The sequence below is a fragment of the Curtobacterium sp. MCPF17_018 genome, assembly GCF_003234135.1.
Taxonomy (GTDB): Bacteria; Actinomycetota; Actinomycetes; order Actinomycetales; family Microbacteriaceae; genus Curtobacterium; species Curtobacterium flaccumfaciens.
Window position 1 is genome coordinate 172,096 of record NZ_QKSJ01000006.1, and the last position, 20,707, is coordinate 192,802.

Below are 20,707 nucleotides of genomic sequence, written 5' to 3' on the forward strand. Positions count from 1 at the left end.
CAACGGGGCCGAGCACCGTGCGCACCTCGACAATCCCTGCCAGCGCGCGGTGCCCTACCCCCGCGTCCGCGCCAACCGCCGGTTCAGCGCCCCGTTCAGCAGCGCGACGAGCAACCCCACCGCGAACACGAGCGTCCCGAAGCACAGCACCTGCGGCGGCATCCCGGCCTTCGCAGCCCCGTAGACGAACAGCGGGAAGGTGACCGCGGGCCCGGCGACGAACGAGGTGATCACGTAGTCGTCGATCGACATCGCGAGCGCGAGCAGCCCCGCGGCGAGCATGCCCGGCGCCAACAGCGGCAGGGTGACGAGCCGGAACGCCTGGAACGGCGTCGCCCCGAGGTCACCCGCGGCCTCCTCGAGTGCGCGCGAGGTGCCCGCGATCCGGGCCCGCAGCACGACGACGACGTAGGCGACGTCGAACGCCACGTGCGTGATGAGCACGGTCAGGAACCCGGTGCCGAGCCCCACCGACAGGAAGAAGGAGAGCGACGCGGAACCGACGACGATCGAGGGGGCCGCGATGTCGGCGAACACGACAGTGTTCACGGCACCGCGACCCGGGAACCGGTACCGCTCCAGCGCCAGCGCGAGGGGCAGCCCGATCGCGACGGAGATGATCGCGGCGAGGAACGCGACGAGCACCGAGGTGACGAACGCCGCCCCGAGCCCGGACACGTTCACCAGGTTCGCGTACCAGTAGGTCGTGAAACCGTTCCAGGCGAACGACAGTCGGTTGGTGGGGGCGTCGTTGAACGAGTACACGATCATGTAGACGATCGGCACCAGGGTGATCGCGATCGTCACCCAGTACACGATGGCGAGCCATGGCCCACGACGGTTCACCCCGTGACGACGCGGACGGCCGGCGACGGAACCGGTCACGGGCGAGGCCGGAGCGGCGGCGGAACGGGACGGTGCGACGGCGGTCATACGAGGTCCTCGAGGTCGTCGGTGCCGGAGACGCGGGCGTAGATGAACAGGATGATGCCGAGCACGACCATGAGCACGGTCGACAGGGCTGCGGCGACGTTGTACTGCTGGTTGCCGGAGTAGGCGTCCTGGATCGCCTGACCGATCGTGTACGTGTTCGTGCCGCCGAGCAGGGCGGAGTTCACCGGGTCACCGACGCTGTCGATGAAGACGAGCAGCACCCCGGCGAAGATGCCCGAGCGGGACAGCGGCAGCGTGGTGTGCCAGAACGCCCGGAACTTGCCGGCGTACAGGTCGTTCGCGGCCTCGCCGAGCCGGGGGTCGATGCGCTCGAGCGCGGCGTAGATCGGCAGCACCATGAAGGCCAGGTCGTTGTAGGCGTCGCCGAAGATCACCGCGCCCCCGGTGCCGAGGATGTGGAAGTCCTTGCCGGCGAGCCCGATCCCCTGCAAGAAGGTGACGACCGGCCCCTGCGACGCGAGCACGAACGCCCACATGTCGGTGCGGATGATGAACGACACCAGGAAGCTGATGAAGACGAGCATGAGCAGCGGGTTCTTCCACCGCGGCGACACCCGGAACGCGATGAAGTACGCCACCGGGTACCCGACGACGATGCAGGCGATCGTGGCGGCGGCGCCGTACCAGAGCGACCGGAGCAGGAACGTCAGGTAGGGCACCTGCGGATCGATGAACAGTGAACCGTAGATCCCGAAGTTCCAGGTGAACGTGTAGCCGTCGTCCGGGTTGCCGGTCATGAGCGAGACGATCAGCCCGGACACCAGCGGGATGACGAAGAACACGCAGAGGTACGCGGTGCCGACGAGCGCCAGGAAGAACGGCGTGCTCCGACGGCGTCCCCGCCGCACCGGCGCGGGGCCGGCGGAACCACCGGGACCACCGGGAGCGAGCCCCGGCGCCACCCCGACCGCGCTCATGACTGCACCACCGCGTTGAAGATGCCGTTCCACTCCGAGTACTCGTCGTAGTTCTCGAACACCCGGAACTCGTGCGACTGCTCCAGCACGTCCTCAGAGGGGAACACGAGCGGGCTGTCCGCCACGGTGGCGTCGTCGAGTTCGTCCCGCACGTAGTCCTCGGCCGCGGGCACCGGGCAGACGTAGTTGACCCAGTCCTCGACGATCCCGGCGACCTTCGGCGTGTAGTAGAAGTTCATCCACTCGAGCGCCGACACCGGGTTCGCGGCCTGCCGTGGGATGAGCATGTTGTCGTGCCAGGTCATCTGCCCCTCTTCCGGCGTGACGAACTCCAGGTCGGGGAACCCGGACTGCTGCGCCTGGAACACGTCGCCCGACCACGCCTGGGTGATCCAGGTGTCGCCGTTCTCCAAGCGGTTGATGTAGCTCTGGTCGTAGAAGCCGGTGACGCTCGGCCGCAGTTCGCGCAGCCAGGCCTGGGCCTTCCGCCAGTCGGCGGGCGTCGAGGTCTCCGGGTCGATGCCGAGCGCGAGCAGTCCGAGTGACCCGAGTTCGGTGTTGTCGCTCATCAGCCCGATGCGGCCCCTGAACGCCGGGTCCTGCAGGTCCTTGAGCGAGGTGATCTTCCGCCCGGTGTACTTCGGGTTGTAGGCGAGTCCGGTGAACCCGGTCTGCCAGACGACGGAGTGCTTGTTGCCCGGGTCGTAGATGGGGTCCTTGACGGAGTCCGAGGCGTTCGCGGCGAAGTTCGGCAGCCGCGAGTGGTCGAGCTCGCACACGAACCCGTTCTTGATCATCTGGGTCAGCTCGAACCCGTTCGTCATGACGACGAGGTCGTAGCCGGTCGCGCCGTGTGCCCGCAGGATCGGGGAGACGGTCGCGTAGAAGGTCGCGTTGTCCTGGATCACCGCCTGGTAGTCGACCGCGATGCCGGTCTCCTGCTCGAACAGCGCCAGCGACTCGGACTTGCCGTGGTCGGAGTCGATGTACAGCGGCCAGTTCGCGAAGTTCAGGGTACCGGTCGCCTTCGCGTCCTTCCAGAACGCCGCCCAGTCGACGGTGTCCTCGGCGCCGGCGGCGGCGGAGCCCTTGATGCTGCAGCCGGTGAGCAGGGCGGCCAGCGCGGCGGCCCCGCCGCCGGCCAGCAGGCCGCGTCGGCTCACGCGGGCCGACGTCAGCCCGCGCAGCAGGTCCGGACCGGGTACCGCGCCGGTCACGCGAGCGATCCTGCCGTGGCGGGGACGGCCTGGAGGCCCGTGTCGTCCTGGGTGGTGACGGTCGCGTCGGACGTGGGGTGCGCCTCCAGGCCGAAACCGTGGTCGACGCCCCACGTGAGCCAGACCTCGGTGCCGGTCGCGATCCGCGGCCCGCCCTTCGAGTTCTGCGCGAACACCGAGACGCGCCCGGCGCCCGGCACGTCGACCAGGTACTGGGTGCTGACGCCGGAGAACGAGACGTCCACGACCCGACCGGGGCCGAGGATGTTCCGTCCGGCCTCGGGGGTCGGTTCGGCGGTGCGGATCTTGAGCTTCTCGGGCCGGACGCCCACGACGACGCGACCGGTCGTGGCGACGGCCCGGTCGGCCGGCACGGCGATGGACCCGGCCGCGGTGGCGACGACGAGCAGGCCGGCGTCGGTGCCGCGGACCTCGCCCTCGAGCAGGTTCGACTGGCCCAGGAAGTTCGCGACGAACGCCGTGCGCGGCAGCTCGTACAGGTCCTGCGGGCTGCCCATCTGCTCGATCCGACCGCCGTTCATGACGGCGACCGTGTCGGCCATCGTCATCGCCTCTTCCTGGTCGTGGGTGACGTGCAGGAACGTGAGTCCGACCTCGGCCTGGATCGTCTTCAGCTCGAGCTGCATCTGGTGGCGGAGCTTCAGGTCGAGGGCGCCGAGGGGCTCGTCGAGCAGCAGCAGGGCCGGCCGGTTCACGATCGCGCGGGCCAGGGCGACGCGCTGCTGCATGCCGCCGGAGAGCTGGGCGGGCCGCTTCGACGCCGACCCCTCGAGTTCGACGAGCCGCAGCGCCTCCTTCGCCTTCGCCATCGGGTCCGGGATCCGGCGCCGCTTCAGCCCGAACGCCACGTTGTCGAGCACGCTCATGTGCGGGAACAGCGCGTAGTTCTGGAACACCGTGTTGACGGGCCGCTGGTACGGCTTCGTGTCGGTGACGTCCTGGCCGCCGATGGTGATGGTGCCGCTCGTGGGTTCCTCGAGCCCGGCGACGAGCCGCAGGGTCGTCGTCTTGCCGCAGCCCGACGGGCCGAGCAACGCGAAGAACGAGCCGGCGGGCACCGTCAGGTCGAGACTGTCCACGGCGGTGTGGCCGGGGAAGGACTTCGTGATCTGGTCGAGCCGGAGATCGGCTCCCGATTCGGCGAACGTTCCGGTCATTGCCATGGTGCCTCCAGGGGGTGGTCGGCCTCAGCCGATGTAGGACATGACGTGCTTGATGCGGGTGTAGTCGTCGAAGCCGTACTGGGACAGGTCCTTGCCGTACCCGCTGTGCTTGAACCCACCGTGCGGCATCTCGGCGACGATCGGGATGTGCGTGTTGATCCACACGCAACCGGAGTCCAGGTCACGGGCGAAGCGCATCGCACGCGCGTGGTCGGTCGTCCACACCGAGCTGGCCAGGCCGTACTCGACGCCGTTCGCCCACGTCAGCGCCTGCTGTTCCGTCGAGAACCGCTGCACGGTCTGCACCGGGCCGAAGATCTCCTGCTGCACGGCCCGGTCGTCCTGGCGCAGGCCGGCGACGATCGTGGCCTCGTGGAAGTACCCGCGGTCGCCCTGTCGTGCGCCGCCGAGCTCGATCGTCGCGTGGTCCGGCAGCGTGTCCAGGAACGACCGCACGTGCGCGAGCTGGTTCGCGTTGTTGACGGGCCCGAAATAACCGTCTGATCCGGTTCTTGCGTTGCGCCGTGCTTCTTCGGCGAGCGCCGCGACGAACTCGTCGTGGATGCCCTGTTGCACGAGCAGCCGGGTGGCGGCGGTGCAGTCCTGTCCGGCGTTGAAGAACCCGGCGGCGACGATCCCGGCCACCGCCGAGGGGATGTCGGCGTCGTCGAACACGATCACGGGTGCCTTGCCGCCGAGCTCCAGGTGGGTGCGCTTGAGGTCACCGGCGGCGGCGCGGGCGACCTCGATGCCGGCGCGGACGGACCCGGTGATGGACACGAGCTGCGGGGTGGGGTGGTCGACCATCGCGGCGCCGGTGGTGCGGTCCCCCACCACGACGTTCAGGACCCCCGGCGGCAGGAACTCGGCGGCGACCTCGGCGAGCAGCAGGGTCGACAGGGGTGTCGTGTCGCTCGGCTTGAGCACGGTGGTGTTGCCCGCGGCGAGCGCCGGCGCGAACTTCCACACCGCCATGTTGAGCGGGTAGTTCCACGGGGTGACCTGGGCGACGACGCCGATGGGCTCGCGCCGGACGAACGAGGTGTGGTCGGCCAGGTACTCGCCCGCGCTCCGACCCTCGAGGTTCCTGGCGGCCCCGGCGAAGAAGCGGATCTGGTCGACGGACAGCAGGATCTCGTCCTCGACCAGGGTGGCGCGGGGCTTCCCGGTGTCGAGCGACTCGAGGTCGGCGAACTCCGACGCCCGCTGCTCCATCGCGTCGGCGATCCGGAACAGGGCGAGCTGCCGTTCCCCCGGGGTGGTGCGGCGCCACGTCTCGAACGCGGTCGCGGCCGCACCGAAGGCGGCGTCGACGTCGGCGGGGGTGGACACCGGGGACGTGCCGTAGACGTGCTCGTCGGTCGGGTCGACCAGGTCGAACGTGGTGTCGGCGGTCGACTCGACGGAGGCGCCCCCGACGAAGTTCCGCAGGACCCGGGTGTCGGTGTCCGCCGTCGCCGTGCTCTGTGCGTCCAGCATGGCGGTGATACTGACACGGATTCCGGCGGCGCGGAAGAAGGATCCGGAGGTTGTGGAGAACCGTAACAACGGAAATCGTCGCGAAACACGGTGTTCACAACGGAATCCCTTGCGCGCCCCGAACCTCGCTGCCATGCTGTCCGGCATGGCGGCAGCACCACGACGTCCGGGACCCATCGACGACACCTCGAAGCGGATCATCGAACAACTCCAGGCGGACGGGCGCCGCCCGTACGGCGAGATCGGCAAGGCCGTCGGTCTCAGTGAAGCGGCGGTCCGGCAGCGCGTGCAGAAGCTGACCGAGACCGGCGTCATGCAGATCGTCGCGGTCACCGACCCGATGCAGCTCGGCTTCCACCGGCAGGCGATGATCGGCATCCGGGTCAGCGGCGACACCCGAACCGTCGCCGATGCCCTGGAACAGCTGCCGGCGGTCGACTACCTCGTGATGACCGCCGGCAGCTTCGACCTGATGGTCGAGGTCGTGTGCGAGGACGACGACGACCTGATCGAACTGCTCAACGGCACCATCCGGGCCATCCCGGGCGTCGCCGGCACCGAGACCTTCGTCTACCTGCAACTCCGCAAACAGCTCTACGACTGGGGAACGCGATGACCATCGAACAGCCCACCCGCCTCGGCTCCTACGACCCGTTCGCACCGGTCGACGACGCCGACCTGCAGCGGAAGTCCCGGGACCACCTGTGGATGCACTTCGCCCGGCACGGCGCGAACCAGGCCGGCGCCGACGTGCCGATCATGGTGCGCGGCGAGGGCCACCACGTCTACGACAGCCACGGCAAGGAGTACATCGACGGGCTGTCCGGCCTGTTCGTCGTCGCCGCCGGGCACGGGCGGAAGCGCCTGGCCGAGATGGCCGCGAAGCAGGCGGAGACGCTGAGCTTCTTCCCGATCTGGTCGTACGCGCACCCCGCGGCGATCGAGCTCGCCGACCGGCTGGCCGAGCACGCCCCCGGTGACCTCAACAAGGTCTTCTACTCCACGGGTGGCGGTGAGGCGGTGGAGACCGCCTTCAAGCTCGCGAAGTACTACTGGAAGCTCCAGGGCAAGCCCATGAAGCACAAGGTGATCTCCCGCGCGGTCGCGTACCACGGCACCCCGCAGGGCGCCCTGGCGATCACCGGCATCCCGGCGATGAAGGAGATGTTCGAGCCCCTCACCCCCGGTGGCTTCCGGGTGCCGAACACGAACTCGTACCGCGCCGAAGAGATGGGCTTCCCCGGGGGTACCGAGGAGCAGTTCGGCTCCTGGGCGGCGGAACGGATCCGCGAGATGATCGAGTTCGAGGGCCCCGACACCGTCGCCGCGGTGTTCCTCGAGCCGGTGCAGAACTCCGGCGGCTGCTTCACCCCGCCGCCCGGGTACTTCCAGCGGGTGCGCGAGATCTGCGACGAGTACGACGTGCTGCTCGTCTCCGACGAGGTCATCTGCGCCTTCGGCCGGATCGGCACGATGTTCGCCTGCGACACCTACGGCTTCGTGCCGGACATGATCACGTGCGCCAAGGCGATGACCTCCGGGTACTCCCCGATCGGCGCGACGATCATCAGCGACCGGCTGTTCGAGCCGTTCTCCAAGGGGGACACGACCTTCTACCACGGCTACACGTTCGGCGGGCACCCGGTGTCGGCCGCCGTCGCGATGGAGAACCTCGACATCTTCGAGGAAGAGGGGCTGCTCGCCAACGTGCAGCAGAACGCCCCGCTCTTCCGCGCCGAGCTCGACACCCTGCTCGACCTGCCGATCGTCGGCGACATCCGGGGTGACGGCTACTTCTACGGCATCGAGCTCGTCAAGGACAAGGCCACCAAGACGACCTTCGACGACGACGAGTCCGAGCGGCTGCTGCGCGGGTTCCTGTCGAAGGCGCTGTTCGACGCGGGGCTGTACTGCCGGGCCGACGACCGCGGTGACCCCGTCGTGCAGCTCGCACCGCCGCTGACGATCGGGCAGCCGGAGTTCCGCGAGATGACGTCGATCCTGCGGAGCGTCCTGTCCGAGGCCTGGACGAAGATCTGACCGTGGGCGGCTACCGGGGCGTCTCGTTCTGGCTCGACCAGCTCGCGTCCACCGGACGCGACGACCTGACGCCCCGGCCGCCGCTCGACGGCGACACCACGGCCGACGTCGTGATCGTGGGCGGTGGACTGACGGGTCTCTGGACCGCGTGGTACCTGCACCGGGCCGACCCGCGCCTCCAGATCGTCGTCCTCGAACGCGAGATCGCCGGCTTCGGCGCGTCCGGTCGGAACGGCGGCTGGTGCTCGGCGCTGTTCCCGCGGTCCGCCTCCACGATCGCCGAGGAGCACGGGCGCGACGCCGCGCTCGCGCTGCGGGCCGCCATGCGCGACACCGTCGACGAGGTCGGCCGCGCCGCGTCCGAAGCCGAGGTCGACTGCGACTACGTGAAGGGCGGGACCGTCCTGTACGCACGCTCCGCCGTGCAGGAACGCGCCGCCCACGACGAGGTCGCGTCCTCCGCGGCATGGGGCGACGACATGACGTGGCGACCGGCTCGAGCGGGCGACGCCGCCGGATCGGCGGGTGTCGCGTGGACCCCGGACTGCGCGCGCGTGCAGCCCGCCGCGTTGGTGCGTGGCCTCGCGGCCGCCCTGGAGGCCCGTGGCGTCCGGATCGCGGAGCACACGCCCGTCTCGTCCTGGGATCGCGGGCGTGTGATCACGTCGCGCGGGACCGTCACGGCGGGCGCCGTGGTGATCGCGGTCGAGGGGTACGGCGCCCAGCTGGAGCAGACGAAGCGGCGGATCCTGCCGCTGTACTCGCTGATGATCGCGACGGCCCCGCTGCCGGCGTCCGCGTGGGAGCGCATCGGGCTCGAGCACGGGCAGACGTTCTCCGACTACCGGCACCTGCTCGTGTACGGGCAGCGCACGGCCGACGACCGGCTGGCGTTCGGTGGCCGCGGAGCCCGCTACCACTGGGGTTCCGCGATCACGCCCGGGTACGACCGGGTGCCGCGCGTGTTCGAGCACCTGCGGAGGGCGCTGGTCGACCTGTTCCCCGTCGTCGCGGACGCCCCGGTCACCCACATGTGGGGCGGACCGCTCGGGGTCCCGCGCGACTGGTGCGCCTCGGTGACCTGGGACGGCCACGTCGGCAGCGCCGGCGGGTACGTCGGTGACGGCCTGTCGACGGCGAACCTGGCCGGACGGACCCTCGCCGACCTCGTGCGCGGGGAGTCGACGGCACTGACCGCACTGCCGTGGGTGAACCACCGATCGCCCGACTGGGAGCCCGAGCCGCTGCGGTTCCTCGGGGCGAACGCAGGACTCGTCGCGACCGACCTGGCCGACCGCGAAGAAGCGCTGACCGGGCGGCCGAGTCTGGCCGCCCGGCTCATGGCACCGCTGACCGGAGGACACTGATGGCTGCTGGTCTCGACGCCGACGTCGTGGTCGTCGGGGCGGGGGTCGCCGGGCTCGCCGCCGCCCGGGCGCTCGCACTCGGCGGGCAGCGGGTCGTCGTGCTCGAGGCCCGCGACCGGATCGGTGGACGCACCTGGACCGACTCGTCGCTCGGGGTTCCGGTCGACCTCGGCGCCTCGTGGATCCACGGGGTCGACGGCAACCCGCTCTGGGCCCTGGCGTCGGCGTTCGGCTTCGACACCGTGGAGTTCACGGTCGGCAGCTTCCAGTTCGACGGCCGGCCGATCGCCTGGCACGACCCGTCCGGCGCTGCACTCTCCGCCGAGGACACGTCGGCGTTCGTCGCGGACCTGCACACCGTCGACTCGGCCCTCGGCGCCGTCGTCGCACATGCTCCACCGCCCTCGACCTACGCGGCCGCCGTCGACACCGTGCTCCGGTCGCTGCGGTGGCAGGGCGACCGGGCCGCACGGGTCCGCGAGTACACGGCCCACCGCTCCGAGGACCTCTGCGGTGCCCCCGTGACCGTCCTCGACGCGCACGGCCTCGACGAGGAGCACGTCCCCGGTGACGAGGTGGTGTTCCCCGGCGGCTACGCCCAGTACGCCCGCGCGCTGGCCGAGGGTCTCGACGTGCGACTGTCGTCGGTCGTTCGGTCGGTGACCCAGGTCGGCGACTCGGTGACCGTGGGGCTCGCCGACGGCACCACCGTGGCCGCCCGGCAGGTCGTCGTCACGGTGCCGCTCGGGGTGCTGCGGGCCGGCGACGTGGTCTTCACCCCGCCCCTGTCCGCACCGGTGACCGGAGCGCTCGGCCGACTCGGGATGGGCGCCTACGACAAGGTGTTCCTGCGGTTCCCCTCACGGTTCTGGGGCGACTCGTGGGTGGTCCGGCAGCAGGGGTCCGCCGGGGTCGACTGGCACTCCTGGTACGACATGTCCCGGGTGACCGGTGCGCCGGTGCTCGCCGCCCTGGTCGGTGGTGCCGGAGCCCGTCGGCTCGAGACCCTGCCGGACGCCGTGGTCGTCGACGAGGGGGTGGCGGCGCTGCGGAAGATGTTCGGCGCGTCCGTCCCCCGGCCCGAGGCGTTCCGGATCACCCGGTGGGCCGAGGACCCGTTCTCGCGGGGCTCGTACTCGTACCTGCACGTCGGGGCATCACCCGATGACCACGACCTGCTCGGCACCCCGTCCGGCCGGGTGCAGCTCGCCGGCGAGGCCACCTGGAGCGACGACCCGGCGACGGTGCACGGTGCGCTGCTGTCCGGGCTGCGGGCGGCCGGGCGGTTGCTCGGCACCGAGGTCGCGCCGCTCTCGCTCGCCGACCCGCTGTCCACGCCCTGAGCGCCATCCCGGTGCGTCATCGAACGACTCAGCCAGGAGACGACCGGGCTCCAACTCGAGACGCTCCGTCGACTCCGGAACCGTGTCGCTCACCACGACAACCTGCTGCGGCCAGACGTCCGGCACCGGCTCAACGACTGCTCGCCCTGCTTGCCGGTCTCGATCTGGACCACCCCGCGCTCGCGGCCGCCCGCAGTCCGTCACGGCGGCTCATCAAGGAGGACCCGCGGCGTGGACGGCGACCGGCGTGAAGACCTTGCGCTCGTTGATCGCATGATCAACAATGGCGGCATGGACGTCGTCACCGCACCCTCGCTCCCGTCGCCGCTGCACGCCGACACCGGCGCACCCCGCCGGTCCCTCCGCGTCGCCCTCGTGCAGGTGCGGTGGCTCCCCGACCCGGACGAGCACCTGGCCCAGCTCGCCGACGGCATCGCGACCGCCGCAGCGAACGGCGCCACCGCGGTGTTCCTGCCCGAACTGACGCTGCGCCGCTACCCGGGCGACACCCCGGCGAGCGGGACCCCGAAGGACCTCGCCGAGTCGCTGCAGGACGGCCCGACCGTCACCTTCGCCCGTGCCCAGGCGATCGACCACGGGGTGTTCGTGCACGCCTCCCTGTACGAGCAGCCGGACGACGACGACCATCCCGACGACCCGCGCGGGTACAACACGGCGGTCCTCGTCGCCCCCGACGGCGCCCTGGTCGGCCGGACCCGGAAGACCCACATCCCGATCAGCGCCGGCTACCACGAGGACACCTGGTTCCGCCCCGGCGCCGACGCCGACCCGTTCCCCGTCCACGAACCGGCCGGCCTCGGCGCCCGGGTCGGGCTGCCGACGTGCTGGGACGAGTGGTTCCCCGAGGTCGCCCGCGCCTACGGGCTCGCCGGGTCCGAGGTGCTCGTGTACCCGACGGCGATCGGCTCCGAACCGACGTTCCCCGACTTCGACACCGCGCCGATCTGGCAGCGGGTGATCGTGGCGAACGGCATCACCGCCGGGCAGTTCATGGTCGTGCCGAACCGGTGGGGCGACGAGGGCGACATCACGTTCTACGGCTCGTCCTTCATCTCGGACCCGTTCGGCCGCGTGCTCGTCGAGGCTCCCCGTGACACGAGCGTGGTGCTCGTCGCCGACCTCGACCTCGACGCCCGGACGGAGTGGCTCCGGCTGTTCCCCTTCTACCTGACCCGGCGCCCCGACCTGTACGCCGGACTCGTCGACCCCGTCGACGAGGAACGCCACGCGTACGGCGCACGCGACGCGATCGACGCGGCCCTGGCCGTGGAACCGGCCACCGCCCGGCGCGGGGCGCGCGCATGACGTGGTTGATGCCTCCCGAGACGGCTCCGCAGGAACGCACCTGGATGGCGTTCCCACGCCCCGGCCTGACGCTCGGCGACGACGCGGCGAGCGCCGAGGCCGCGCGCCTGGCCTGGGCGACCACGGCCAACACGATCAGCGAGCACCAGCCGGTGACGGTCGTCGTGGACCCGGTCGCACGCGCGGATGCCGGTCGCCTGCTGTCGTCCGGCGTGGACGTGCTCGAGACGCCTCTCGACGACTTCTGGATGCGCGACATCGGTCCGACGTTCGTCATCGACGACGACTCCGGGCGACTCGGCGCAGTCGACTGGGTGTTCAACGGCTGGGGTGCGAACCCGTGGTCGACCTGGACGCGTGACGCCGAGGTCGCCGCGACCGTCGCCCGTGCTGCGGGAGCCACGCGGATCCCGTCGTTGCTCGTCAACGAGGGCGGGGCGATCCACGTCGACGGCGCCGGCACCGTGCTCGTGACGGAGACGGTGCAGCTCGACCCGCGCCGGAACCCGTACGCCGACCGGGAGCGCGTCGAGCTGGAGCTGGCGCGCACGATCGGCGCCACGCGGGTCGTCTGGCTGCCACGCGGTCTGACGCGCGACTACGACGGCCTCGGCACCCGGGGCCACGTCGACATGGTGGCGACCTTCGCCGACCCGGGCACGGTCCTGCTGCACGCCCAGCCGGATGCCGGCCACCCGGACCACCTGGTCATGCCCCAGATCCGGCGAGCGCTCGAGCGGGCGACCGACGCGACGATCATCGAGCTGCCGGCTCCGTCGACGCTGTCCGACGACGGTGGACCGGTGGACTGGAACTACGTGAACCACGTCGTGGTGAACGACGCCGTGATCGCCTGCGCGTTCGGCGACCCGGTCGCTGACGACCGCGCCAGGGGCATCCTCGCCGAGGCGTACCCGGGCCGACGCATCCGCTCGATCGACGCCCGCGAGGTCTTCGCGCGGGGTGGTGGGCTGCACTGCATCACGCAGCAGCAACCGGCGGCCCGAACCACTGCCGCGGTGTACAGCGGGTGCCGATGACCTGTACACCGCGGCCGGTCCGCCCACTGCCGACCCGTCGGTATGGTGCTCCGAACTGATCGGGCGACGCTGCCCGGCCCCGAAGAGCAGGGAAGTCACATGGCATCACCGATCGCGGTCACCGCGCCGGCAGCACCGGTGCGCGGCGGGTCGCTGAAGCGGAGCCTCGGGCTCTGGGCGATCGTCGGACTCGGTCTCGGCTACATGACCCCGACGGTCGTGTTCGACACCTTCGGCATCGTCTCCGAGCAGACCGACGGGGCGGTGCCGAGCGCGTACCTCATCGCCCTGGTCATCATGGCGCTCACCGCGATCAGCTACGGGAAGATGGTGCGCGTCTACCCCGCCGCCGGTTCGGCGTACACGTACGTCCGGGAGTCGATGCACCCGAACCTCGGCTTCATGGTCGGCTGGACCTCGCTGCTCGACTACCTGCTGCTGCCGATGGTGAACGCCCTGATCATCCGTCTCTACCTGGAGCAGGTGTTCCCGGGGCTGCCGCCGTGGGTGACCGTCGTCGTCTACTCGGTCTTCGTGACGACGGTGATCTGCCTGTCGATGCGCGGCACGTCGAACCTCAACATGGTGCTGCTCGTCGGTGCGGTCCTGGCGATGATCGCGTTCGTGGTCTTCACCGTCATCGAGCTCTCCCAGGGCGCTGGTGCGGGCACGATCGTCAGCGCCGAACCCTTCGTGCACGACGGCGTGACGATGTCGGCGCTGCTCACCGGGGCGACGGTGGTGTGCTTCTCGTTCATCGGCTTCGACGCCGTGACGATGTACACGGAAGAGGCGAAGTCGATCCGCATCATGCCGAAGGCGATCATGCTGACCGTCCTGCTCGGCGGCGCGATCTTCCTGGTCTCCGCCTACTTCGCCCAGCTCCGCTTCCCCACCAACGCACCCTTCGGCGAGTTCACCGACGACCCGCTCCCCCAGATCGGCCTGCTCGTCGGCGGCCCGGTGTTCCAGGCGGTCCTCGTGTCGGCCGGCTTCGTCGCCGCGCTCGCCTCGGGTCTCGCCTCGCACGCCAGCGTCGCCCGCATGCTCATGGTGATGGGGCGGAACAACGTGCTGCCGAAGCGGGTCTTCGGCTACGTGCACCCCCGCACGCACACCCCGGTGTTCAACGTCGTCTTCGTCGGCGCGGTCACCCTGCTCGCGATGAGTTTCTCGCTCGACACGATCGCGGCCTACATCAACTTCGGCGCCCTCATCGCGTTCACCTTCGTCAACGCCACCGTGATCGTGCACTTCGCGGTCCGGAACGGACGTCGTCACACGGCGGGCGACCGCTGGCGCTACATCGTGCTGCCGGGGGTCGCGATGCTCCTGACCGGGGTGCTCTGGTCGCAGCTCCATGCCGACGCCCTGATCGCAGGAGGAGTGTGGGCGGCGATCGGGTTCGTCTACCTGCTCGTCATCACGAAGGGCTTCCGGGTCGCACCGAAAGGCTTCGACGAGAACCAGCCCGTCACCGGTGTGAACAAGCAGCTGACCGACCAGGCCTGACCGCCACCACGAGAGGACGCCATGTACGCCGTCACCGACCCCTCCACGGGCACGACCCTCGAGACCTACCCGACCATCACGGACGCCGAGCTGCACGACGCCGTCGCAGCCGCCGACCGCACGCACACCGAGTGGTCGCGGACGACGACGGTCGCCGACCGTGCAGCCCTGCTCCACCGGGTCGCGGACCTGTACCGGGAGCGGCACGCCGAGCTCGCCGCCACGATCGTGCGCGAGATGGCGAAGCCGATCGACCAGGCCGAGGGCGAGGTCGACTTCTGCGCCGACATCTACGACTACTACGCGGACCACGCCGAGGCGTTCCTGGCCGACCAGCCGATCACCCTGGCGGACGGGTCCGAGGGGTCCGCGTTCATCCGCAAGGCCTCCATCGGCGTCGTGCTCGGCATCATGCCGTGGAACTTCCCCGCCTACCAGATCGCCCGGTTCGCCGGACCGAACCTGGTCATCGGCAACACCGTCCTGCTGAAGCACGCACCGCAGTGCCCGGAGTCCGCCCTGGCCATCGAGCGGATCTTCCACGACGCCGGCTTCCCGGCCGGTGCCTACACGAACGTGTTCGCGACGAACGACCAGGTCGCCGACGTCATCGCCGACCCGCGCGTGCAGGGCGTCTCGCTCACGGGTTCGGCGCGCGCCGGTGCCGCGGTCGCCGAGATCGCCGGCCGGAACCTGACGAAGGTGGTGCTCGAACTCGGCGGCTCCGACCCCTTCATCGTGCTGTCCACCGACGACCTGGACGCCGTCGTCGAGTCCGCCGTCACCACTCGGCTCGAGGGCAACGGCCAGGTCTGCAACGCCCCGAAGCGGTTCCTGGTGGTCGACGGCCTGTACGACGACTTCCTGTCGAAGTTCACCGCGGCGATGTCGGCGGTCGAACCGACGGATCCGAGCGTGCCCGGTGCCGAACTCGGCCCGTTGTCGTCCCCGGCCGCGGCCGACCGGCTGCAGGAGCAGCTCGCCGCCGCGGTCGAGCAGGGTGCGACCGTCGTGACGGGCGGCGATCGCCAAGGCAACGCCTTCCTGCCGACGATCCTGACCGACGTCACGCCGGACAACGACGCCTACCGCGAGGAGTTCTTCGGTCCCGTCGCCGCCGTGTACCGCGTCGCCGACGAGGACGAGGCGATCGCCCTGGCCAACGACACCCCGTACGGCCTCGGTTCGTACCTGTTCACCACCGACGCCGACCAGGCACTCCGGGTCGCCGACCGGATCGAGGCCGGCATGGTCTACGTGAACATCGTCGGCGCGGACAGCCCGGAGCTGCCGTTCGGTGGCGTCAAGGGCAGTGGCTTCGGCCGTGAGCTCGGCCCCCTGGGGGCCGACGAGTTCGTGAACAAGAAGCTGATCCGCATCGGCTGACCGACGCGAAGACGCCGGCGTCTTCGCGAGACGCCGCCGAATCAGGCGGCGTCTCGATGACGTGACGGCGTCTGACCAAGACGCCGGTGTGTTGCCGCCGGGGCCACGACGGACGGGAGGCGCGGTGCCAGCTGGCACCGCGCCTCCCGTCCGTCCGTCGGTCGCCGCTCCCGCCTCGCCATCGGAAGACGCCGTCGTCACGCTTCGACGCCGCGGAACGCGCGAGACGCCGCCGGATCCGGCGGCGTCTCGATGGCATGGAGGCGTCGAGCGAACACGCCGGCGTCTCACGCCGCCACGCCACAGCGCTGCCGCGCGACCGCCGCCGCTACTGCTGCGGGTCGGCGGGCTCGCCGCCGGAGTCCGTGTCGCTGTCCTGCGCGGGGTCCTCCGTCGCGTCGCCCGTGGGCGACCCGTCCGGCAGGTCCTCGGTGTACTGCTCCTGGTCCTTCGTGGGGTCGTTGGACCCGTTCGCTGCGTCACTCATGGCCCGGACGGTACGCGTCAGCGCCTGGACACGTCAGCGCCTGGACACGTCAGCGGCTGGATGCGGCACGAATCCGTGACCGGTCGAGACGGTTACGGTGTCGAAGCTGCCTGCGGAACGACCGCCAGGATCTCCTCGGCGACCTCGCGACCGATGCGCACGGCGCCGTCGACGTGCTGGTAGCCCTGCCCGGCCAGGTCGCTCGAGGCGAACCGGATCGGACCGACCGCGGCACGCTGGTCGGCGCCGTAGCGGACGAGCCCGCCCAGGTCGAAGCTCGCCGCGTAGGCGCCGCGCGTCCACTCCTCGGTGCCCCAGTCGCTCTCGTAGTAGACGACCGGTCGCAGGGCCTCGTCGCCGTAGTAGTGCGCCAGCGAGGCGAGCACCCGGGCCCGCCGTTCCCCGGTCGACAGCGCGAACAGGTCGTCGGCGTGCTGGTCGGAGACGAACCCGACCAGGGTGCCCTGCTCGGAACCGTGCGAGGTGTTGTCGTACGCCTCGTGCACGACCTCGTACGGGCTGAACGCGGTGCCGGACAGGCCCGCCGCACGCCAGAAGGGGCGGTCGTAGACGGCGTGCACCTTGATCACGAAGCCCATCGACAGGTGCTGGTGGAGCTGGTGCTGACGTCGGGGCAGCGGCGGCTCGTACGAGATCCGCGAGTACAGGGGCGGCGGGACCGCGACGAGTGCCTGTCGGGCGTGCACCTCGATCCCGCCGTCGGCGAGCGCGACGACCCCGTCGTCGCCCCAGCGCAGCGTCCGGACCGGAGCGTTCAGGTGCACGTCGTCGCCGAGGCGCTCAGCGAGCCGCTCGGACACCTGCTGCATGCCGCCGACGACCCGCTTGTCCAGGATGAAGTCGGCGTCGACCAGGTTGGTGAAGCTCCCGGCGGACGCCGCCATCAGCAGGGCCTGCAGCGCCGAGAACGCGTGCGCGGGCTTCGTGAGCATCGCGCCGGCGATGAACAGCTCGACGTTGTCGGTCGCGACCCGGTCCGGGCTCAGGTCGTGCAGCCAGGCGCGGAAGGAGACCTCGTCGAGGGCGGCCGCGTCCGGGGTCTCCCAGGGGCGGGCCGGGTCGACCTTCGCGACGTACTCGTCGACGACGGCGACGAGGCGTTCGATCTCGTTCGCCGTGGCCTCGGGCAGGGGGAAGATGTCCCCGGTGTACTCGGTTCGGGTGCCGTCGGCGTCGATGTAGACGCTGGAGCCCTCGCGGTACCGGTCGTACGTCTGCAGGCCGAGCTCGTCGAGGGTCTCGAGCAGTGCGGTCTGGTCGGGCGAGACCCACTGCCCACCGATCTCCAGGGTCACCCCGTCGATGTCGTTCGTCCAGGTGCGGCCCCCCACGCGGTCGCGGGCCTCGAGCACGGCGACCCGCAGGCCGGCGGCCCGCAGGCGGTTCGCGGCGGTGAGACCGGCGACACCGGCTCCGATGACGACGACGTCCTTCTCGATCATCGAGCTGCTCCTTGTGCGGTCGTGGTGCTGTCGGTGTGCCGGAACGGGTCCGGGGTCAGCGTGTACATGGTCTCGAGGTACTCGGCGATGCCCTCGCCGCCGCCCTCGCGACCGAGGCCGGACTGCTTGACGCCGCCGAACGGTGCCGAGGCGTTCGACACGACCCCGGTGTTCAGCCCCAGCATGCCGGTCTCGAGCCGCTCCATCAGGCGCTGCCCGCGTGCCGGGTCCTCGGTGAACGCGTAGCCGACCAGACCGTACTCGGTGTCGTTCGCGGCGGCCACGGCCTCGTCCTCGGTGCGGAACGTGCGGATGGCGAGCACCGGTCCGAAGATCTCGTCGTCGAGGATCGCGCTGCCGGGCTGCACGTCGGTCAGGACGGTCGGCTCGTAGAAGGTGCCGGGTCCGTCGACAGCGTGCCCGCCGGTGCGGAGCGTCGCCCCTCGCTGGACCGCGTCGGTCACCAGTCGATGGGCCTTGTCGACGGCACGGGCGTCGATGAGCGGTCCGATCGCGACGCCGTCCTCGGTGCCTCGACCGACCCGCATGGCCTCGACGCGCTCGGTGACCCGCCGGGTGAATTCGTCCACGACGTCCGCGTGCACCAGGAACCGGTTCGCGGCCGTGCAGGCCTGGCCGGTGTTCCGGAACTTCGCGGCGAGCGCGCCCTCCACCGCGAGGTCGAGGTCGGCGTCGGCGAACACCAGGAACGGGGCGTTGCCCCCGAGCTCCATGCTCGTCCGGAGCACGTTCTGAGCCGCCTGACCGAGCAGCGTGCGTCCGACCGGCGTGGAACCGGTGAAGGACAGCTTCCGCAGGCGGCGGTCGGCGATCACGGGCGCGGAGACGTCGGCGGCCCGGGTGGTCGGGACGACGTTGACCACGCCGGCGGGCACACCGGCCTCGACGAGCAGGTCGGCGAACAGCAGGGTGGTCAACGGCGTCAGTTCGGCCGGCTTCACGACGACGGTGCAGCCGGCGGCGAGCGCCGGTGCGATCTTGCGGGTCGCCATCGCCAACGGGAAGTTCCACGGTGTGATCAGGAACGCGGGTCCGACGGGCTTGTGCGAGACGGTGGCGCGGCCGGTCCCCTCGGGGTTGGTGCCGTACGAACCGCCGATCCGGACCGCTTCCTCCGAGAACCAGCGGAGGAACTCGCCGCCGTAGGCGACCTCGCCGCGGGCCTCGGCCAGGGGCTTGCCCATCTCCAGCGTCATCAGGAGCGCGAACTCCTCGCGTCGCCCCTGCAGCAGGTCGAACGCGCGGCGCAGCACCTCGGCGCGCTGCCGCGGGGACGTGGTCGCCCAGCCGTGCCGTGCGGCGACGGCGGCGTCGAGCGCCTTCCGGCCGTCCTCGGGCGAGGCGTCGGCGATGTGCAGCAGTGTTTCGCCGGTCGCAGGGTCGACGACGGCGAAGGTCCCGCCGTCGGCCGCCGGCTGCCAGACGCCGTCGACCAGGAGGCCCGTGGGGACGCGGTCGAGCACCGCCTGTTCGGCGGCTGGTCCGGTGGCGTCGGGGACGCTGGGCCAGGCTGCTGCGGGGATCGTCGCGCTCACGACGCGGCCAGCCCGTCGAGGACGACGGCCAGGCCGTCGCGGAGCAGGTCGTCGTCGATCGACAGCGGCGGCAGGAAGCGCACGACGTTGCCGTACGTGCCGGCCGTGAGGGCGATGACCCCGTGCTCGAACGCGTACTGCACCACCCGTCCGGTGAGCCCGGGGTCAGGATCACCGGTCACGGGGTCGACGAGCTCCATCGCGACCATCGCACCGCGGCCGCGGACGTCGCCGATGCGGGGGTCGTCGGCCTGGGCGCCGCGCAGGGCGTCGAGCAGGACCGTGCCGATCGCCCCGGCGCGCTCGACGAGTCCGTCGTGTTCGAACGCGTCGATGGCCGCGAGGGCTGCGGCGCAGGCGATCGGGTTGCCGCCGTACGTCCCGCCGAGGCCGCCGACGTGGGCGGAGTCCATGATCGCCGCACGCCCGGTCACACCGGACAACGGGAGTCCGCCGGCCATGCCCTTCGCGGTCGTGACGACGTCGGGCACGATCCCCTCGTGCTCGCTGGCGAACATCGCGCCGGTGCGGGCGAACCCGGTCTGGACCTCGTCGGCGATGAACACGACGCCGTTGGCGGTGGCCCACTCGGACAGTGCGGTGAGGAACCCCGGCGCCGGGACGACGAAGCCGCCCTCGCCCTGGATCGGTTCGATCAGGACCGCGGCGGTGTTCGCAGCCCCGACCTGCTTCTCGATCTGGCTGATCGCACGCTTCGCCGCCTCGGGTCCCGACAGCCCGTCGTGGAACGGGTACGACATCGGGACGCGGTAGACCTCGGGTGCGAACGGACCGAAGCCGTTCTTGTAGGGCTGGTTCTTCGCGGTCAACGCCATCGTCAGGTTCGTGCGGCCGTGGTAGGCGTGGTCGAAGACGACGACGGCCTGCCGACCGGTGTGCTTCCGGGCGATCTTGACGGCGTTCTCGACGGCCTCGGCCCCGGAGTTGAACAGCGCCGTCCGCTTCTCGTGGTCGCCGGGGGTCAGACGGTTGAGTGCCTCGGCGACGGCGACGTACCCGTCGTAGGCAGCGATGGTGAAGCACGTGTGCGTGAAGGCAGCCACCTGCTCGGTGACCGCAGCGACCACGCCGGGGTGGGCGTTGCCGACCGACGTCACGGCGATCCCGGACCCGAGGTCGACGAACGAGTTGCCGTCGGCGTCGACCACGACGCCGCCACCGGCCGCGACGACGGCGATGGGCACGGCGACGCCGACCCCGGCCGCGACGGCGACGGCCTTCCGGGCGAGCAACTCCTGCGATCGCGGGCCGGGGACGGCGGTGACGAGCCGTCGTTCCTGGGGCAGCGACGGGCCGCCGGTGGTCGCTCGGGTCGCGGACGCTGCGGTGGAGGACATGCGGCGATGGTAGGAGCCAGCAGCGCGCACTCCCACTGTCCACGGCGTACACCGTCCCCCCGGCAGATCGACCCGGTG

The 20,707-nt window shown here is 70.9% G+C and carries 17 protein-coding genes; 8 read left to right on the forward strand and 9 right to left on the reverse strand.

Going from position 1 to position 20,707, the window contains the following annotated elements:
• Nucleotides 1-54 precede the first annotated feature (54 nt).
• From DEJ27_RS09190 to DEJ27_RS09210, 5 genes are read right to left on the reverse strand one after another with little or no spacing between them, the layout of a single operon-like run.
• Nucleotides 55-933 (reverse strand): ABC transporter permease, encoded by an 879-nt coding sequence (locus tag DEJ27_RS09190; protein WP_110861945.1) that lies wholly within the window; start codon nucleotides 931-933, stop codon nucleotides 55-57.
• Nucleotides 930-1,871 carry an ABC transporter permease gene (locus DEJ27_RS09195; RefSeq protein ID WP_111090804.1) on the reverse strand — a complete coding sequence of 314 codons (942 nt, stop codon included), beginning with the start codon at nucleotides 1,869-1,871 and terminating at the stop codon, nucleotides 930-932. The genes DEJ27_RS09190 and DEJ27_RS09195 overlap by 4 nt, the downstream gene beginning before the upstream one ends.
• Nucleotides 1,868-3,088, reverse strand: coding sequence for a PotD/PotF family extracellular solute-binding protein (locus tag DEJ27_RS09200; protein ID WP_220035385.1), 1,221 nt, complete (start codon nucleotides 3,086-3,088; stop codon nucleotides 1,868-1,870). Before DEJ27_RS09200 ends, DEJ27_RS09195 begins: the two co-directional genes overlap by 4 nt.
• Complete coding sequence (locus DEJ27_RS09205; RefSeq protein WP_375231880.1) at nucleotides 3,085-4,266, reverse strand: ABC transporter ATP-binding protein; 1,182 nt, start codon at nucleotides 4,264-4,266, stop codon at nucleotides 3,085-3,087. The genes DEJ27_RS09200 and DEJ27_RS09205 overlap by 4 nt, the downstream gene beginning before the upstream one ends.
• Nucleotides 4,267-4,296: 30 nt before the next feature.
• Nucleotides 4,297-5,751: an aminobutyraldehyde dehydrogenase gene (locus DEJ27_RS09210; RefSeq protein ID WP_111090805.1), complete on the reverse strand. Its 1,455-nt coding sequence runs from the start codon at nucleotides 5,749-5,751 to the stop codon at nucleotides 4,297-4,299.
• Between the two features lie 133 nt (nucleotides 5,752-5,884).
• On the opposite strand from DEJ27_RS09210, the gene DEJ27_RS09215 reads away from it, so the two are divergent.
• From DEJ27_RS09215 to DEJ27_RS09250, 8 genes are all read left to right on the forward strand, one after another.
• The gene (locus DEJ27_RS09215; RefSeq protein WP_035809531.1) at nucleotides 5,885-6,367 is read left to right on the forward strand and encodes an Lrp/AsnC family transcriptional regulator; all 483 of its coding nucleotides are present in this window, start codon (nucleotides 5,885-5,887) and stop codon (nucleotides 6,365-6,367) included.
• Nucleotides 6,364-7,791: an aspartate aminotransferase family protein gene (locus tag DEJ27_RS09220; RefSeq protein ID WP_110861936.1), complete on the forward strand. Its 1,428-nt coding sequence runs from the start codon at nucleotides 6,364-6,366 to the stop codon at nucleotides 7,789-7,791. The genes DEJ27_RS09215 and DEJ27_RS09220 overlap by 4 nt, the downstream gene beginning before the upstream one ends.
• Before the next feature lie 2 nt (nucleotides 7,792-7,793).
• Nucleotides 7,794-9,158, forward strand: coding sequence for an FAD-binding oxidoreductase (locus tag DEJ27_RS09225; RefSeq protein WP_110861934.1), 1,365 nt, complete (start codon nucleotides 7,794-7,796; stop codon nucleotides 9,156-9,158).
• Complete coding sequence (locus tag DEJ27_RS09230) at nucleotides 9,158-10,501, forward strand: NAD(P)/FAD-dependent oxidoreductase (RefSeq protein ID WP_110861932.1); 1,344 nt, start codon at nucleotides 9,158-9,160, stop codon at nucleotides 10,499-10,501. The genes DEJ27_RS09225 and DEJ27_RS09230 overlap by 1 nt, the downstream gene beginning before the upstream one ends.
• A 291-nt stretch (nucleotides 10,502-10,792) precedes the next feature.
• The gene (locus DEJ27_RS09235; protein ID WP_111090822.1) at nucleotides 10,793-11,827 is read left to right on the forward strand and encodes a nitrilase-related carbon-nitrogen hydrolase; all 1,035 of its coding nucleotides are present in this window, start codon (nucleotides 10,793-10,795) and stop codon (nucleotides 11,825-11,827) included.
• Complete coding sequence (locus tag DEJ27_RS09240) at nucleotides 11,824-12,867, forward strand: agmatine/peptidylarginine deiminase (RefSeq protein ID WP_111090806.1); 1,044 nt, start codon at nucleotides 11,824-11,826, stop codon at nucleotides 12,865-12,867. The genes DEJ27_RS09235 and DEJ27_RS09240 overlap by 4 nt, the downstream gene beginning before the upstream one ends.
• 99 nt (nucleotides 12,868-12,966) lie before the next feature.
• Complete coding sequence (locus DEJ27_RS09245; RefSeq protein WP_111090807.1) at nucleotides 12,967-14,379, forward strand: APC family permease; 1,413 nt, start codon at nucleotides 12,967-12,969, stop codon at nucleotides 14,377-14,379.
• Between the two features lie 21 nt (nucleotides 14,380-14,400).
• Nucleotides 14,401-15,765 (forward strand): NAD-dependent succinate-semialdehyde dehydrogenase, encoded by a 1,365-nt coding sequence (locus tag DEJ27_RS09250; RefSeq protein ID WP_111090808.1) that lies wholly within the window; start codon nucleotides 14,401-14,403, stop codon nucleotides 15,763-15,765.
• A gap of 328 nt (nucleotides 15,766-16,093) precedes the next feature.
• On the opposite strand, the gene DEJ27_RS17740 is transcribed toward DEJ27_RS09250, so the two are convergent.
• The 4 genes from DEJ27_RS17740 to gabT form a co-directional block, all read right to left on the reverse strand.
• Entirely contained in the window at nucleotides 16,094-16,252 is a 159-nt protein-coding gene (locus DEJ27_RS17740) for a hypothetical protein (protein WP_181430130.1), read from the reverse strand.
• A gap of 92 nt (nucleotides 16,253-16,344) precedes the next feature.
• Entirely contained in the window at nucleotides 16,345-17,715 is a 1,371-nt protein-coding gene (locus DEJ27_RS09255) for an NAD(P)/FAD-dependent oxidoreductase (RefSeq protein WP_110861924.1), read from the reverse strand.
• The gene (locus tag DEJ27_RS09260) at nucleotides 17,712-19,199 is read right to left on the reverse strand and encodes an NAD-dependent succinate-semialdehyde dehydrogenase (protein WP_111090823.1); all 1,488 of its coding nucleotides are present in this window, start codon (nucleotides 19,197-19,199) and stop codon (nucleotides 17,712-17,714) included. Before DEJ27_RS09260 ends, DEJ27_RS09255 begins: the two co-directional genes overlap by 4 nt.
• 68 nt (nucleotides 19,200-19,267) lie before the next feature.
• Nucleotides 19,268-20,629 (reverse strand): 4-aminobutyrate--2-oxoglutarate transaminase, encoded by a 1,362-nt coding sequence (gabT, locus tag DEJ27_RS09265; protein WP_111090809.1) that lies wholly within the window; start codon nucleotides 20,627-20,629, stop codon nucleotides 19,268-19,270.
• Nucleotides 20,630-20,707 lie beyond the last annotated feature (78 nt).

Excerpts from the sequence above, each read along its gene's own strand:
- DEJ27_RS09240 (WP_111090806.1), top strand. The coding sequence starts at position 11,824 with ATGACGTGGTTGATGCCTCCCGAGACGGCTCCGCAGGAACGCACCTGG.
- DEJ27_RS09190 (WP_110861945.1), bottom strand. The coding sequence starts at position 933 with ATGACCGCCGTCGCACCGTCCCGTTCCGCCGCCGCTCCGGCCTCGCCC.
- DEJ27_RS09250 (WP_111090808.1), top strand. The coding sequence starts at position 14,401 with ATGTACGCCGTCACCGACCCCTCCACGGGCACGACCCTCGAGACCTAC.
- DEJ27_RS09255 (WP_110861924.1), bottom strand. The coding sequence starts at position 17,715 with ATGATCGAGAAGGACGTCGTCGTCATCGGAGCCGGTGTCGCCGGTCTC.
- DEJ27_RS09245 (WP_111090807.1), top strand. The coding sequence starts at position 12,967 with ATGGCATCACCGATCGCGGTCACCGCGCCGGCAGCACCGGTGCGCGGC.
- DEJ27_RS09195 (WP_111090804.1), bottom strand. The coding sequence starts at position 1,871 with ATGAGCGCGGTCGGGGTGGCGCCGGGGCTCGCTCCCGGTGGTCCCGGT.
- DEJ27_RS09205 (WP_375231880.1), bottom strand. The coding sequence starts at position 4,266 with ATGACCGGAACGTTCGCCGAATCGGGAGCCGATCTCCGGCTCGACCAG.
- gabT (WP_111090809.1), bottom strand. The coding sequence starts at position 20,629 with ATGTCCTCCACCGCAGCGTCCGCGACCCGAGCGACCACCGGCGGCCCG.
- DEJ27_RS09235 (WP_111090822.1), top strand. The coding sequence starts at position 10,793 with ATGGACGTCGTCACCGCACCCTCGCTCCCGTCGCCGCTGCACGCCGAC.
- DEJ27_RS09210 (WP_111090805.1), bottom strand. The coding sequence starts at position 5,751 with ATGCTGGACGCACAGAGCACGGCGACGGCGGACACCGACACCCGGGTC.
- DEJ27_RS09230 (WP_110861932.1), top strand. The coding sequence starts at position 9,158 with ATGGCTGCTGGTCTCGACGCCGACGTCGTGGTCGTCGGGGCGGGGGTC.
- DEJ27_RS17740 (WP_181430130.1), bottom strand. The coding sequence starts at position 16,252 with ATGAGTGACGCAGCGAACGGGTCCAACGACCCCACGAAGGACCAGGAG.
- DEJ27_RS09220 (WP_110861936.1), top strand. The coding sequence starts at position 6,364 with ATGACCATCGAACAGCCCACCCGCCTCGGCTCCTACGACCCGTTCGCA.
- DEJ27_RS09215 (WP_035809531.1), top strand. The coding sequence starts at position 5,885 with ATGCTGTCCGGCATGGCGGCAGCACCACGACGTCCGGGACCCATCGAC.